The following is a 13,899-nucleotide window of genomic DNA, read 5'->3' on the forward strand; positions in this document are numbered from 1 at the left end:
TCAGTCCCGGACAAGGCGCGGGAAGCGCAGGTCCAGGCCGCGCTCGCGCCAGCCGGCCTCCATGGCGCCCATGTCGATGAAGCCCGAGGGATCGGCCTTGCGAGGCGCACGGTCCAGGTAGGGCGCGCGGTCGCGTCGCCAGATCGTCAGCAGCCGCCGCAGCTCCACCAGCGGCTCCGGATGGTCGTCGACCCGGATGTCGAGGTCGGGGAAATCCTCCGCCCCCACCATCACCAGGGCCGCGGACTGCCGGCCGCGCCGGTCGCCGCCGGCGGCTTCGCCCGCGTCGAGCGCGGAGAGCAGGCGTTCCGGCAGGGGCTCGGAATCCCGGGCCGCATAGGCGGCCACCGTGTCCCGCAGCACGGCGGCCCCGGCCAGCATGTTGCCGGCGAAGGAGGCGTCACGCCCCTCCCGCGCGCCGGCCACCTCGATGCAGCTTTCCCCGGTCCAGGCCGCGGTCCTGCCATGCCGGTCGATCGCGTGGATCTGCCGCAGGTGCCGCCCGGCATCACCGGCCAGCGCGCCCTCGATGGCCGCGGCGGGCGGCAGGCCGCGCTCCATCCCGTCCAGGACGGCCGGGCCGAGGTAGCGGTTGGTGAAGGATTGGGTGGATACGGCCCCCACGCCGGACCGCAGGTGCGGGCAGGACGCGCCGACGGCGAAGGAGCAGGTCGTGACGGCCACGGCGAAGGCGCCGGATTGCGGATCGCGCGCGACGATCGACCACGTCATGAGTTGTCAGCCTGGGGCATGGGACGGGAGTGTAACACCCCTCGCGGGTCTGTGCAGTCGCCGCGCCGATCATTGCGTTTCAGTTTTTGCAACCCAGCCCAAGGTTGCAGAGATGGAGGCTGCCGCCGGCCCTGCCGTTACCCTCAGCTTGAGGTTGTGGCGAAGGCAGGCGGCTAATAATAAAGTGGAAACAGAGTCCCTCCGGGTACTTCGAGGGGTTCATCCAGTTCCGCAGGAGGTACCGAGCGTGGCAATCGAGACGCTACGGGCGAATTCGTCCCAGGATGACGACCTGCCGGTTGCCCCGGAGCCGCCGCAGGTCCCCAAATTCGTGCGGCCCGCCTACAAGCCCGAGGAAGGTCCGCCCAGCTCGGAGCTGTGGGGACTGGCCCGCGCCGTGCTCTACGGCGCCCTGGTCATCGCCTTCCTCGCGGGGCTGGTCTTCCTCTGGCAGGGCTGAGGTCGCTACCCTGGCCCTAGGGCCGGTCGGAGAACCGGCCCCCACGCTGGGGAGGAGATCTGCATGGCCGGACCGGACACACGCCCGGTGCTGCTGCTGACCGGGGCCGGCCGGGGCATCGGCGCCGCCATCGCCCGGCTCGCCGCGGCGCGGGGCTGGGACCTGCTGCTCACCTATCGGGGCGAGTCCGAGAGCGCCGAGGCGACGGCCCTGGCCTGCCGCGGCCTCGGGGCCCGGACCCTGCTGCGTCAGGCCGATGCGGGCGACCCGGCGGAGGTGCGGGCCACCTTCGCCGAGATCGACTCGGCATTCGGGCGGCTCGACGGGCTGGTGAACAACGCGGGCATCGTCGGGCGGAAGTCGCGGCTGGCGGACACGCCCGACGAGGTCTGGGAGACGGTCTTCCGCGTCAACGTCCTCGGTGCCGCCGCCCATGCCCGGGAGGCGGTGCGGCGCATGTCCACGGCGCTGGGCGGCCGCGGCGGCGCCATCGTCAACGTCTCCTCCCGCGCCTCGGAGATCGGCGGGGCAGGCGAGTGGATCCACTACGCCGCCAGCAAGGGGGCGCTGGACACGCTGACCCTCGGCCTGGCCCGCGAGGTGGGGGCGGAGGGGATCCGGGTGAACGCGGTCAATCCCGGGCTGATCGGGACGGAACTCCATGCCCGCGCCGGCATGCCCGACCGGCTGGAACGGCTGTCGGCCAGCGTGCCGATGGGCCGCCCCGGCACGGCTGAGGAGGTGGCGGAGGCGGTGCTCTGGCTGCTCTCCGGCGCCGCCTCCTACGTCAACGGCGCGCTGCTGCCGGTCGGCGGCGGGCGCTGAGCGGCCGGGCCGCTACCCGTTCGCCAGCCGGGCCAGCGCCTCCGCCAGCACCCGGGTCCCGGCAGCCAGCTGCTGCGGCGAGGTGTATTCCGCCGGGTTGTGGCTGATGCCCTTGCGGGAGGGAACGAAGAGCATCCCCGTCGGGCAGACCGGGACCAGGAACTTCGCGTCGTGCAGCGCGCCGCTGGGCAGGCGGATCGTCCGCAGCCCCTGGGCGAGGGCGGCATCCTCCAGCGCATCCTGGACGCTGCCGTCGAACTCGGTGGGGAGGGAGTGGAAGGTCTCCGCCACCGTCACCTGGCAGGCCTTCACCGCGGTGCGGATCGTGCTCTCGATCGCGTCGCCGTTCAGCAGCAGCACGTCCTTGTCCGGATGGCGGAAGTCGATGCTGAAGCGCACCCGGTCGGCGACGGTGTTGGTGCTGTTGGGGAAGACCTCGATCCGCCCGACGGTGAAGCGCAGGATGTCCTCCGGATCGGTCATCAGCGCGTCCAGCGCGGTGATGGCCCGGACCATGTCCTGCACCGCGTCCTTGCGCAGCTTCAGCGGCGCGGTGCCGGCATGCGCCGTCTCGCCCACCAGCTCCACGGTGAACCAGCGGCTGCCCTGGATGCCGGTGACGATGCCGATGTCCAGCCCCTCCGCCTCCAGCCGCGGCCCCTGCTCGATATGCGCCTCGACATAGGCGTGCGGGCGGTGCCCCTCCGAGGGGCCCAGAGGGCGGTGCGGCAGGTCGGACTCGCTGGCCAGCAGCGTCTCCAGCGCCTCGCGGAAGGTCACGCCCTCCACGTCGCGCGACAGGTCCCAGCTGTCGGCCGGGGCATGGCCGGACCAGGCCATGGAGCCCATGCAGCCCGGGGCGAAGCGGCTGCCCTCCTCGTTGGTCCAGGCCACCACCTCGATGGGGCGGCGGATGGCGGTGCCGCTGTCGCGGATCGCCTGCACCGCCTCCAGCGCGGCAACCACGCCCCAGATGCCGTCGAAGCGCCCGCCATTGGGCTGGCTGTCCATGTGGCTGCCGGCCATCACCGGCGCCGCCCCGGGCTCCGTGCCCTCGCAGCGCAGGAACAGGTTGCCGATCGGATCCACCGAGACGCTCATGCCCAGCTCCCGGCCCCAGCGGATCAGCAGCCGCCTGGCCTCCGCATCCAGGGGAGAGAGCGCGGCGCGGTTCACCCCCTCGCCCTCCGGACCGCTGAAGCCGCCGATCCGGGCCATCTGCATCAACCGGTCCCACTGGCGGGTTTCGCTGATGGCGGCGGCAAGGCGGCTGGGCACGGGATCGGTCATGCGGGCAGAACTCCTTGCTCGGCCAACGCGCCCCGCCCCCGTGGGTTGGGCAGCGCCACGCCGCTGGGGTGGACGGGTGCAGCAAGGTCGCCGCGAAGGCAAGCAACTCCGGCCGGAGGAAGCCCCCGCTTCCGCACCGGTCCGGTCAGGAATCTTTTCCCGCCGGAACCGGCTTGCCCTCTCGCTGGGCAAGCCGCCATGGTGCGATGCGAAACGCACTGGGGACGGCTGCGATGGCCAAGGATCTGCCCACGCTGGAAGCAGAGGTTCGGGAGCAGCTGGATCTGCTCGACTACCCGAAGAACCCCTGGGTGCCGCAGCAACCCGGCGTGCTGGACGTGGCGATCGTCGGCGGCGGGCAGACGGGGCTGTCCGTCGCCTTCGGCCTGCGGCGGGAGAAGGTGACGAACGTCGCCGTCTTCGACCGCGCGCCCAAGGGCGGCAAGGGGGTCTGGACCACCTTCGCCCGGATGCGGACCCTGCGGACGCCCAAGCACGTCAACGGCCCCGACCTGGGGGTGCCGGCGCTGACGCCCCGCGCCTTCTTCACCGCCCGCGACGGCGCGGCGGCCTGGGAGGCGCTGCACAAGATCGGGCGCGAGGACTGGCAGCGCTACCTCGACTGGTACGAGGAGGTGCTGGACCTGCCGGTGCGGCACGGGCACGAGCTGCTCTCGGTGGAGCACGACGCCGCCCAGGACCTGCTGGTGCTGACCTTCCGCACCCCGTCCGGCACGGAGGCGGTGCGCGCGCGCAAGCTGCTGCTCGCCACGGGCATGGACGGCACGGGCGGCTGGTCGATCCCCGCGCCCTTCACCGACCTGCCGGCGGAGCGGGTCTCGCACACCTCCGGCCCGGTGGATTTCGCGGCGCTGAAGGGCAAGGATATCCTGGTGGTCGGCGCCGGCGCCTCGGCCTTCGACAACCTCGCCACCGCGCTGGAGGGGGGCGCGGCGAAGGCGACCATGCTGGTCCGGCGCAAGCGGATGCCGCGGGTGAACCCCTTCCGCTGGATGGAGCAGGCGGGCTTCCTGGGCCAGTTCCACGCCCTGCCGGATGCGACGAAGTGGCGCTTCATGCGGCACATCTTCGACCTGAACCAGCCGCCGCCGCAGGAGAGCTGGGACCGCGTCGCCTCGGACCCGCGCTTCGCGCTGTTCATGGGCAGCGGCGTCACCGGGGCGCGGATGGAGGGCGACCGGGTGGTGCTGACCACGCCGCGCGGCGAGCACGCGGCGGATCACGTCATCGTCGGCACCGGTACCGCCTTCGACCTGACGCTGCGGCCGGAGCTGACGGGCTTCGCCGACCGGATCCTGCTCTGGCGCGACGTCTATACCCCGCCGCCGGGGCTGGAGTTCCCCAACCTCTCCGCCTGTCCCTACCTGACGAGCAGCTTCGCCTTCCGCGAGAAGGAGCCGGGGACGGCGCCCTTCCTGCGCCACATCCACTTCATGGGCTATGGCGCGGCGCCCTCGATGGGCCTGTCCGGCGCCTCGATCAGCGGCATGAAGTACGGCACGGCGCGGGCGGTGGACGGGCTGTGCCGGGAGCTGTGGCTGGATGACGGCGCGGCGCATCTCGACAGCCTGCTCTCCTATGCCGAGCCGGAGCTGACGCGCGACATCCCGCAGGAGATCCTGGAGGCCGCGGAATGAAGGGCCCCTCCCTCTCCACCCATGTCCTCGACACGGCGGATGGCGTGCCGGCGGAGGGCATGCTGATCGAGCTGTGGCGCATGGAGCCGGGGCCGGAGCGGATCGCCTCGCTCTGGACCAACGCGGACGGCCGCACCGACGCGCCGCTGCTGACGCCCGAGACCTTCGTCGCCGGCCGCTACGAGCTGCGCTTCGGGGTGGGGGCCTATTTCGCCGCGCGCGGCAAGGATGCCGGCTACTTCGACGTGGTGGCCCTCAGCGTCGGGCTGAAGGCCGATGCCGGGCACTACCACGTGCCGCTGCTCTGCACGCCCTGGTCCTACTCGACCTATCGCGGCTCCTGAGGCGGGCGCCCCGGGGGGCATCGCCCCGGGCGGGGCGGTCCGCCTGTCACCCCCCGAATGCGGGGTGCCGGGCCACCGGCGGCCCGGCATGGTCCGGCCGACGGGAGGCCGGGCATGACGACGACGCTGGAGCGGCGCTACGAGGAGCGCGACATCATCGCCATCCTGGAGGCGAGCGAGGACCGTGCCCTCGGCCAGGGCCCCAACGCGCCCGGCGGCCATTCCAAGATCTTCCACGAGCTGATCGAGACCACCATCGGCGGCCCGAAGCACGCGCGTCTGCGCTCCCTGCGCGCCCGGCTGCTGCCGCAGCCGGGGAAGAAGAAGGTCTCCGCCTCCAGCAGCTTCCGCAACTGCCAGGCGCGGGCCGTGGCCTTCGCGCTAAACACGCGCGGCGGCCAGGAGGCGTTGCGCCTGCTGTCCCGCCCGGACTGCCTCGCCGTGGTCGCGCATCTCAACATCACCGCGGGCGGCTTCCCGATGCTGGGCTACCGCGCCAAGGACGGCACGAAGAACGACGAGGGCACGGACTTCCTGCCCGACCCGGGGGATGTCCTGGCCTTCTGGCGCCCGAAGACCGGCATGGCCGGGGGGCTCACCATCAAACTGATGAAGACCCCGGCCGGGGAGCTGCACATCCAGACCGCCGTGCCGACGGAGAGCCCGCCGCCCACCCCCCATGCCCAGGTGTCCTGGGCCGGGGGCGGCGGCATCGGGGTGCAGAACCTGCCGGTGTGACGCGGGCCGCTCACCCGGTCGCACCGGGGGGAAGGCTCCGCCTTGCCCCCCGGACCCCCCATCCGCCAGGAGCAGTGCCCCTGGCCCCCCTTTCACAGACGCGTCGGCACGCCGGGAAGCATCGCTCCCCGGCGACGAGGGCCTCAGCACGCGCGGCCTTTGATTCTTCCTCGGTTCCCCGCCTGCCCGCGCTCTCCCCGGGTGTAGCCCGCAGGCTGACACCGACCACGCGGCGCCAGCCTCCCGGCGGGGTCCGGAGCCCGCTTGTGGCCCCGGCGGAGGGGGGCCCGGGGGCGAGGCAGCGCCTCCCCCCGGTCCGCCGCCGGCCACGGCGCGCGGCATCACGCCGGCAGCGTCACCAGCGCGCGCAGCCCGCCATCCGGCCGGTTGGCCAGGGTCACATCGCCGCCATGGGCGCGGAGGATGTTGCGGGCGATGGGCAGGCCGAGGCCGGTGCCGCCGGTTTCCCGGTTGCGGCTGGTTTCCAGGCGGCGGAAGGGCTGGAAGACCGCCTCCTGGGATTCCTCCGGCACGCCGGGGCCGTCATCCTCGACCATCAGGCGGACCACGCCGCCCTGGGGGGATTGCAGCAGCACCCGGGCGGCACCGCCGTACTTCAGGGCGTTCTGCACCAGGTTGGCGACGGCGCGCTTCAGGGCGATGGGGCGGCCGCGCAGGGTCAGCCGCTCGGGGCCCGCATAGGCGATGGCGTCGGCCTCCTCCGGATGGGCGTCCACCGCCTCGTCCAGCACGGTGCGGCAGAGCGCCGCGAGGTCGAGCGGGACGGAGGGCTCGCTGGCCGCGTCGTCGCGCGCGAAGGCGAGGGTGGCGTTCACCATCGCCTCCATCTCGTCCAGGTCGGCCAGCATACGCTTCCGCTGCTCGTCATCGTCCAGGAACTCGGCGCGCAGCCGCAGCCGGGTGATGGGCGTGCGCAGGTCGTGGCCGATCGCCGCCAGCATCTGCGTGCGGTCGCCGACGAAGCGGCGGATGCGCTCGGCCATGGTGTTGAAGGCGCGCGCGGCGGTGGCGACCTCGGCCGGCCCGTCCTCCGGCATGGGGGGCGCGTTGACGTCGCGGCCCAGCGCGTCCGCCGCCCGGGCGAGGTCGCGCACCGGCCGCGTCAGGCGGCGCGTGGCCCAGAGGATCAGCACGGACGCCGCGACCGTCATCAGCAGGAAGGCGATGAGGAAGGTCTCGGAATGCCAGGGCCGGGTGGGCGGCAGGGACAGGCGCAGGTTCAGCCAGTCCGTCCCGTCCGGCAACTGCAGCGAGACGACCAGCGAGCCGCCGCGGCCGATCCCGGCCAGCATCTCGCGCGGGCGGTAGCGCGGCGGGGCGGCGCGCAGGGCCTCGGGGCGCAGCAGGCGCAGCAGCGGTTCCGGCGGCGGGCCGATCACGTCGCGCGCGTCCGGCTGGTCGGCCAGGGCGGCCTCCAGCCCCTCCGGCAGGTCCATCTCGTCCAGCACGCCGGCACGCCGCTCGCGCGGGGTGATCAGCAGGGTGCGCCACAGGCCGAAGGCGCGCGAGGAGATCTCGCGCGCCTGGGAAATCTGCTGCAGCTCCACCCGGTCCAGGGCGTGGATCGTCAGCCCCGCCGCCTGCACCAGCATCAGCGCGAGGAGCAGGAAGAGGGCCGTGCGGGAGGCAAGGCTGCGCGGCAGCGCGCGCCGGATCACGCCGCCCGCTCGACGCTCGCCGCCAGGACATAGCCGCCGCCGCGCACCGTCTTGATCAGCGACGGGTTGCGCCCGTCATCCTCCAGCTTGCGCCGCAGGCGGGAGACGGCGACGTCGATCGCGCGGTCGAAGGGCCCGGCCTGCCGCCCGCGCAGCAGGTCCATCAGCATGTCGCGCGTCAGCACGCGGTTGGGGCGCTCCACCAGCACCGTCAGCAGCTCGTACTCGCCGCCCGTGAGCGGCACCTCCGCCCCCTCGGGGTTGAGCAGGCGGCGGCGGGCGGGTTCCAGCGTCCAGCCGGCGAAGCGCACCGCCTTGGGCGGCGGGTCCTTGGGCGTCGCGCCCTCGCCGCTCGCCCGCCGCAGCACGGCACGGATGCGGGCCAGCAGCTCGCGCGGGTTGAAGGGCTTGGCGACGTAGTCGTCCGCGCCCAGCTCCAGCCCGACGATGCGGTCCGTCTCCTCGCCCATGGCGGTGAGCATCACGATCGGCACGTCCGACTGGCCGCGCAGCCAGCGGGCGAAGTCCAGCCCGGATTCCCCCGGCAGCATCAGGTCGAGGATGACCAGGTGGTAGCGGCCCAGCGGCCAGGCGCGTCGGGCCTCGCGCGCCTCCCGGGCGGCGGTGACACGGAAGCCCTGCTTCTCCAGGAAGCGGGAGAGCAGGTCGCGGATCTCGCGGTCGTCATCCACGACCAGGATGTGGGGGGCGGGCTCCATGGGCTGTTACATAGGCATCCGCGGGCTGGCTGGCTTGCCCTGTTTGTAACGGCCGGTCTCTCCCGCCGCCACCGTTGCCTGCCGTTGCACTTCCGCACGTGTCCTGGCTTGGGTCGGGGCCATTAAAGGCGCATCTGTGCGTCACGGCGGTGCCCCTCCCCCTCCTCGAGGTATCGGCGTCGAAGGCGGCAGGCGAACCCATTCTCCCCCCCCCCGGGTTCCCTGCCGCCTCCCCCCTGCATTCCGCTTCCCTTCCGTTGGACGGCCGCGCGCCCAGGGGCCAGAAGCCCGGCATGGATGCCGCCGCCAACCCGCCCGCCCTTCCTTTTCCCGGCCCCCTTCCCGCTTGGGCCCGGGCGGGGCTGGACACCCTGGCCGCGGCGCATCCCGATCTGGCGCGCATCGAGGCCACGGCCGGCCCGCTGGCCTGGCGTGTCCGGCCGCGCGGCTTCCCCGGCCTGCTGCGGGCGATCTGCGGGCAGATGATCAGCGACCGCGCCGCCGCCGCCATCTGGGGGCGGCTCGCCGCCCTGCCCGGCGCGCTGGATCCGGCGGGGCTGCTGGCGCTGGACGATGCGGCGCTGTGCGGGCAGGCCGGGCTGTCGCGGCCCAAGGCGGCGCATGCCCGTTCCCTGGCCATGGCCGTGCTGGACGGGCGGCTGCGGCTGGACGAGCTGCCGGGCATGGAGGATGCGGAGGCGGTGGCGCATCTCTGCGCCGTGCGCGGGCTGGGACGCTGGACGGCCCAGGTGCACCTGCTCTTCGCCGAGCAGCGCGCGGATGTCTTCCCGGAGGGCGACCTGGCCCTCGCCGCCGGCCTCGCTCACCTGCGCGGCCTGCCAACACGGCCGCCGCCGCGCGCCCTGGCCGCGCTCGCGCTGGAATGGCAGCCCTGCCGCTCCCTGGCGGCGCGGTTGCTGTGGCACTGGTGGCGGCACGCGACGGGACGCCCGGCCGGCGATATCGCTATGGACCCTGCCGCGGACGCGTGAGAGGAGAAGATTCATGCTGTCCCTCTCGCCGCGGCTGCGCGCGACCGCCGCACCCGCCATCCCCGCCGCCCGCGCCTGGGCGGCCGCCTATGACGGGTCCTCCGGGCCGGCGCTGGACCTGACCCAGGCGGTGCCGGGCTATCCCCCGCACCCGGATCTGCTGGCGCGGCTGGCGGCGGAGGCCGGGGATGGGGCCAGCGCGGGCTACGGCGCCATCGAGGGCGAAGCGGCGCTGCGGGAGGCGCTGGCCGCCGACCTCTCCGCGGCCTACGGGGCCGCCATCCGGGCGGAGGACGTGGCGATCACCGCCGGCTGCAACCTGGCCTTCGCCGTCGCCGTCTCCGTGCTGGCCGGCACGGGCGAGTCGGTGATGCTGCCGACGCCGTGGTACTTCAACCACCGGATGACATTGGAGGTGGCCGGCATCGGCGTGGTGCCGTTGCCCTGCCGCGCGGCGGACGGCTTCCTGCCCTATCCCGAGCGGACCGCCAGCCTGCTGGACGCCAACCCGCAGGTGCGCGCCCTGGTGCTGATCACGCCGAACAACCCCACCGGCGCCGTGGCGTCGCCCGAGCTGATCGCGCGGCTGGCGGAGATCTGCCGTCGGCGCGGCGTCTGGCTGGTGCTGGACGAGACCTATCGCGACTTCCTGCCGGGCCGGTCGGAGCAGCCGCCGCACGACGTGTTCGGCGACCCGTCCTGGCGCGGCGGGGTGGTGCAGCTCTACTCCTTCTCCAAATCCTACTGCGTGCCGGGGCACCGGGTGGGCGCCATCGTCGCCGGCCCGGCCTTCCGGGCGGAAATGATGAAGGCGCTGGACACGCTGCAGATCTGCCCGCCCCGGGCGGCGCAGCGCGCCCTGGCCTGGGCCGTGCCGGCGCTGGCGGAATGGCGCCGGGCGAACCGCGCGGTGATGGCCGGGCGGGCGGCAGCCTTCACCCGCGCCGTGGCGCCGCTGAACCGCTGGAAGATCGATGCGCTGGGCGCCTACTTCGCCTATCTGCGCCTGCCCCCCGGCGCGCCGGACGCGGTGGCGGCGGCGGAGATCCTGGCCTCCCGCCACGGGCTGATGACCCTGCCGGGGCCCTTCTTCGGGCCGGGCCAGGAACGCCACCTGCGGCTGGCCTTCGCCAATGCGGAAGAGGGGCTGCTGGCGCAGGTGCCGGAGCGTCTGTCCCGGCTGGGCTAGCCACGCCGGGCCAGCGCCGTTCAGCGGAAGTCACGCGAGGGCGGCAGGCGCGCCGGCGGACCGGGGCGCATCACCTCGTCGGCGCGGGACAGCAGACGGTCCGCCCAGGCGGCCGGGCTTTCCAGCCGGTGCAGCCCGTCCAGCAGGTCGGAACGGTCCTCCAGCCGGCGCACCACCAGGTGCACGATGGGGGTTTCGGTGCGCCGGGGATCGTCCTCCCGCTCCACCCGCCCCTCCGCCACCAGCAGCCGGGCGGCCACCACGGCGGCGCGGTGCGCGGCGACCACGGCCGGGTAGAGGACGAGGTTGGCGGTGCCGTGCTCGTCCTCGACGGTGAAGAACACCACCCCCTTGGAGGAGCCCGGCCGCTGCCGCACCAGCACCAGCCCGGGCAGGCGCAGCCGCGCGCCGCGCCGGGCATCGCGCAGGCGGCGCGTATCGGCCAGGCGCATCGCGGCCAGGGCCGGACGCAGCAGCGCCAGCGGGTGGTCGCGCAAGGTCAGGCCGGTGGCGCCGTAGTCCAGCACGGTGCGCTCGCCCGCCGTCATGCGCGGCAGGGCGGGCGTGGCGGCAGCGGCGGCGAAGAGGGGAAGCTCCTCCGGCCCCCGCGCCGGCTCCACCGCCTGCGCCGCCCAGAGCGCGGCCCGCCCGTCCAGGCCGAGGCCGCGGAAGGCATCCGCCTGGGCCAGGGCGGCGGCGGCATCGCGCGGCAGGCCGGCGCGGCGCACGCAATCGGCCAGCGAGGCGAAGGGGCGCGCCGCGACGATCCGCGCCCCCGCCTCGGCGGAGAGCCCCGCCACCAGGCGCAGCCCCAGGCGCAGCGCCAGCCCGCCGGCGCTGCCCGGATCGGGCTCCAGCGTGCAGTCCCAGGCGCTGGCCGCGACATCGGCGGGGCGGATGGCGACGCCGTGCTCGCGCGCGTCGCGGACGAGCTGCGCGGGGGCGTAGAAGCCCATGGGCTGGCTGTTCAGCAGGGCGCAGGCGAAGACCGCCGGGTGGTGGCGCTTGATCCAGGCGGAGGTGTAGACGAGCTGCGCGAAGGAGGCGGCGTGGCTCTCCGGGAAGCCGTAGCTGCCGAAGCCCTCGATCTGCTGGAAGACGCGCTCGGCGAAGTCGCGATCGTAGCCTTTCGCCAGCATGCCGCTGACGAACTCCTCGTGGAAGACCGGCACCTTGCCGTGCCCCTTGAAGGTGCCCATGGCGCGGCGGAGCTGGTCGGCGCGCGCGGGGGAGAAGCCGGCCGCGACGACGGCGATGCGCATCGCCTGCTCCTGGAACAGCGGCACGCCGTAGGTCTTCCTCAGCACCTCGGCCAGCTCGGGATTGGGGATGTCGGGCGCCTCCTCGCCGTTCCGGCGGCGCAGGTAGGGATGCACCATGTCGCCCTGGATCGGGCCGGGGCGGACGATCGCCACCTCCACCACCAGATCGTAGAACTCCTTCGGGCGCAGCCGCGGCAGCATGTTCATCTGCGCCCGGCTCTCTACCTGGAACACGCCCACCGTGTCGGCGCGCGAGAGCATGGCGTAGGTCTCGCGGCAATCGGCGGGGATGGATTGCAGCGTGTGGCGCCTTCCGCCATGCGCCGCGATCAGGTCCAGCGCGCGGTGCAGGCAGCTCAGCATCCCCAGCCCCAGAACGTCCACCTTCAGGATGCCCAGCGCCTCGATGTCGTCCTTGTCCCACTCGATGGTGGTGCGCCCCTCCATCGCCGCCGCCGTCACCACCGCCAGCTCCACCAGCGGCCCACGCGTGATGACGAAGCCGCCGACATGGGTGGAGAGGTGGCGCGGGAAGCCCACCGGCTGGCCGCCCATGCGGAACGGGTCCTCGCCGCCGGTCAGCTCCTCGGCCAGCGCGATGGTCCGGGCCAGGCGCGGGTCGCCGTCGGGGTCCAGCCCCGCCTCGCGCGCCACCTCGGCCAGCGAGGCGCCGCCCGGCCCCCAGCTTCCCTTGGCCAGCCGCGCGGTGACGTCCTCGCTCAGCCCCATCGCCCTGCCCGCCTCGCGGATCGCGCCGCGCGGGCGGTAGCGGCTGAGCGTCGCGGCGATGGCGGCGCGGTCCCGGCCGTAGCGTTCGTAGATGTGCTGGATCACCTCCTCGCGCCGCTCGTGCTCGAAATCCACGTCGATGTCGGGCGGCTCGTCGCGGTCGATGGAGAGGAAGCGCTCGAACAGCAGGTCGTGCTTCGTCGGATCGACCGCGGTGATGCCCAGCACGTAGCAGACGGCGGAATTGGCCGCCGAGCCGCGCCCCTGGCAGAGGATGCCCCGCTCCCGCGCGAAGCGCACGATCTCCTGCGCCGTCAGGAAATAGGGCGCGTAGTCCTTCCGCGCGATCAGCCGAAGCTCGTCCGCGACCTGGCGCCGCACCGTCTCCGGCGCGCCCTCCGGCCAGTGCTCGCGCATCGCCGCGGCCACGCGGCGCTCCAGCGTCCGCTGCGCGGTCAGGCCTGGCTCCAGGATCTCGTCCGGGTATTCGTAGCGCAGCTCGCGCAGCGAGAAGCGGCAGGTCTCCAGCACGCGCGGGATCGCCGCCATCGCCTCCGGCCAGCGGGCGAAGAGACGCGCCATCTCGGCCGGCGGCTTCAGATGCGCCTCCGCATTCGGCTCGGCGGCATAGCCGAGCTCGTCCACCCGCAGGCCCAGGCGGATGGCGGTGAGCAGGTCGGCCAGCGCCTGCCGCCGCGCGACGTGGTAGCGCGTGCCGCCCGCGACCAGCAGCGGCTGGCCCATGGCGGCGAGCCGGTCCAGCCGCTTCGCGTCGTCGCCCGCGAAGCGATAGGTCGCGGCGCAGAACAGCGGCAGCGCCAGCCGCCGGCGCAGGGCGGCCGCATCGCGCCGCAGCCGGTCCGCGAAGGCCTCCCCCGGCTGGTCCGGCGGCACCAGCGCCAGGACGCAGCCCTCCACCCCCGCGATCAGGTCGTCGCGCGTCAGCCGGCATTCGCCCTTCGGCGCGTTCATCCGGCCATGGCTGAGCAGCCGCGCCAGCCGCCCGTAGGCAGCGCGGTCGGCGGGCCAGGCGAGGTATTCCATCCCGTCCGGCAGCACCAGCCGGCAGCCGACGAGATGGCGAAGAGGTCCTTTCCCCGCCTCGTTCAACTGCTCCACCGCCACCAGCCCGCGCACGCTGCCGGCGAAGGAGTTGCGGTCGGCGATGCCCAGCGCGGCATGGCCCAGCGCGGCGGCCGTCGCCGCCAGCTCGTGCGGGTGCGAGGCGCCGTCGAGGAAGCTGAAGTTCGACAGCGCCGCCAGCTCGGCGAAGAGGGTCACG

The 13,899-nt window shown here is 73.9% G+C and carries 12 protein-coding genes; 7 read left to right on the forward strand and 5 right to left on the reverse strand.

Translation table 11 applies throughout. The features are described from left to right. Positions 1–732 carry a DUF1028 domain-containing protein gene (locus LPC08_RS13645; protein ID WP_230448790.1) on the reverse strand — a complete coding sequence of 244 codons (732 nt, stop codon included), beginning with the start codon at positions 730–732 and terminating at the stop codon, positions 1–3. A gap of 247 nt (positions 733–979) precedes the next feature. Here LPC08_RS13645 and LPC08_RS13650 point away from each other — a divergent pair, with 247 nt between their 5' ends. Then, positions 980–1,192 (forward strand): hypothetical protein, encoded by a 213-nt coding sequence (locus tag LPC08_RS13650; protein ID WP_230448791.1) that lies wholly within the window; start codon positions 980–982, stop codon positions 1,190–1,192. A 63-nt stretch (positions 1,193–1,255) separates the two neighbouring features. Further along, positions 1,256–2,017 carry an SDR family oxidoreductase gene (locus LPC08_RS13655; protein ID WP_230448792.1) on the forward strand — a complete coding sequence of 254 codons (762 nt, stop codon included), beginning with the start codon at positions 1,256–1,258 and terminating at the stop codon, positions 2,015–2,017. 12 nt (positions 2,018–2,029) lie between these two features. Here the strand turns inward: LPC08_RS13655 and LPC08_RS13660 are convergent, their stop codons facing one another. Continuing rightward, complete coding sequence (locus LPC08_RS13660; RefSeq protein WP_230448793.1) at positions 2,030–3,307, reverse strand: Zn-dependent hydrolase; 1,278 nt, start codon at positions 3,305–3,307, stop codon at positions 2,030–2,032. A 233-nt stretch (positions 3,308–3,540) separates the two neighbouring features. On the opposite strand from LPC08_RS13660, the gene LPC08_RS13665 reads away from it, so the two are divergent. The 3 genes from LPC08_RS13665 to LPC08_RS13675 all read left to right on the forward strand — a co-directional run bounded on the left by LPC08_RS13665 (position 3,541) and on the right by LPC08_RS13675 (position 6,047). Then, positions 3,541–4,965: a SidA/IucD/PvdA family monooxygenase gene (locus tag LPC08_RS13665; protein WP_230448794.1), complete on the forward strand. Its 1,425-nt coding sequence runs from the start codon at positions 3,541–3,543 to the stop codon at positions 4,963–4,965. Continuing rightward, complete coding sequence (gene uraH, locus LPC08_RS13670) at positions 4,962–5,309, forward strand: hydroxyisourate hydrolase (protein WP_230448795.1); 348 nt, start codon at positions 4,962–4,964, stop codon at positions 5,307–5,309. Before LPC08_RS13665 ends, uraH begins: the two co-directional genes overlap by 4 nt. Positions 5,310–5,423: 114 nt before the next feature. Then, positions 5,424–6,047: a hypothetical protein gene (locus LPC08_RS13675; protein WP_230448796.1), complete on the forward strand. Its 624-nt coding sequence runs from the start codon at positions 5,424–5,426 to the stop codon at positions 6,045–6,047. A gap of 341 nt (positions 6,048–6,388) precedes the next feature. On the opposite strand, the gene LPC08_RS13680 is transcribed toward LPC08_RS13675, so the two are convergent. Beyond that, positions 6,389–7,726 (reverse strand): ATP-binding protein, encoded by a 1,338-nt coding sequence (locus tag LPC08_RS13680; protein WP_230448797.1) that lies wholly within the window; start codon positions 7,724–7,726, stop codon positions 6,389–6,391. Beyond that, positions 7,723–8,445: a response regulator gene (locus LPC08_RS13685; protein WP_230448798.1), complete on the reverse strand. Its 723-nt coding sequence runs from the start codon at positions 8,443–8,445 to the stop codon at positions 7,723–7,725. Before LPC08_RS13685 ends, LPC08_RS13680 begins: the two co-directional genes overlap by 4 nt. Before the next feature lie 293 nt (positions 8,446–8,738). On the opposite strand from LPC08_RS13685, the gene LPC08_RS13690 reads away from it, so the two are divergent. Both LPC08_RS13690 and LPC08_RS13695 read left to right on the forward strand, forming a co-directional pair. Beyond that, the gene (locus LPC08_RS13690) at positions 8,739–9,437 is read left to right on the forward strand and encodes a DNA-3-methyladenine glycosylase family protein (protein ID WP_230448799.1); all 699 of its coding nucleotides are present in this window, start codon (positions 8,739–8,741) and stop codon (positions 9,435–9,437) included. A gap of 13 nt (positions 9,438–9,450) precedes the next feature. Next, a complete protein-coding gene (locus tag LPC08_RS13695) occupies positions 9,451–10,626 on the forward strand; it encodes an aminotransferase (RefSeq protein ID WP_230448800.1) in 1,176 nt (391 codons plus the stop codon). Positions 10,627–10,646: 20 nt separating this feature from the next. On the opposite strand, the gene LPC08_RS13700 is transcribed toward LPC08_RS13695, so the two are convergent. After that, entirely contained in the window at positions 10,647–13,898 is a 3,252-nt protein-coding gene (locus LPC08_RS13700; RefSeq protein WP_230448801.1) for an error-prone DNA polymerase, read from the reverse strand. Position 13,899: the final 1 nt, after the last annotated feature.

Origin of the sequence: Roseomonas sp. OT10 (genome assembly GCF_020991085.1) — a bacterium.
Classification (GTDB): Bacteria; Pseudomonadota; Alphaproteobacteria; order Acetobacterales; family Acetobacteraceae; genus Roseomonas; species Roseomonas cutis.

Bases quoted from the DNA above. Each gene is read 5' to 3' on its own strand.
- LPC08_RS13675 (WP_230448796.1), top strand. From the start codon at position 5,424: ATGACGACGACGCTGGAGCGGCGCTACGAGGAGCGCGACATCATCGCC.
- LPC08_RS13655 (WP_230448792.1), top strand. From the start codon at position 1,256: ATGGCCGGACCGGACACACGCCCGGTGCTGCTGCTGACCGGGGCCGGC.
- LPC08_RS13685 (WP_230448798.1), bottom strand. From the start codon at position 8,445: ATGGAGCCCGCCCCCCACATCCTGGTCGTGGATGACGACCGCGAGATC.
- LPC08_RS13695 (WP_230448800.1), top strand. From the start codon at position 9,451: ATGCTGTCCCTCTCGCCGCGGCTGCGCGCGACCGCCGCACCCGCCATC.
- LPC08_RS13660 (WP_230448793.1), bottom strand. From the start codon at position 3,307: ATGACCGATCCCGTGCCCAGCCGCCTTGCCGCCGCCATCAGCGAAACC.
- LPC08_RS13665 (WP_230448794.1), top strand. From the start codon at position 3,541: ATGGCCAAGGATCTGCCCACGCTGGAAGCAGAGGTTCGGGAGCAGCTG.
- uraH (WP_230448795.1), top strand. From the start codon at position 4,962: ATGAAGGGCCCCTCCCTCTCCACCCATGTCCTCGACACGGCGGATGGC.
- LPC08_RS13690 (WP_230448799.1), top strand. From the start codon at position 8,739: ATGGATGCCGCCGCCAACCCGCCCGCCCTTCCTTTTCCCGGCCCCCTT.
- LPC08_RS13645 (WP_230448790.1), bottom strand. From the start codon at position 732: ATGACGTGGTCGATCGTCGCGCGCGATCCGCAATCCGGCGCCTTCGCC.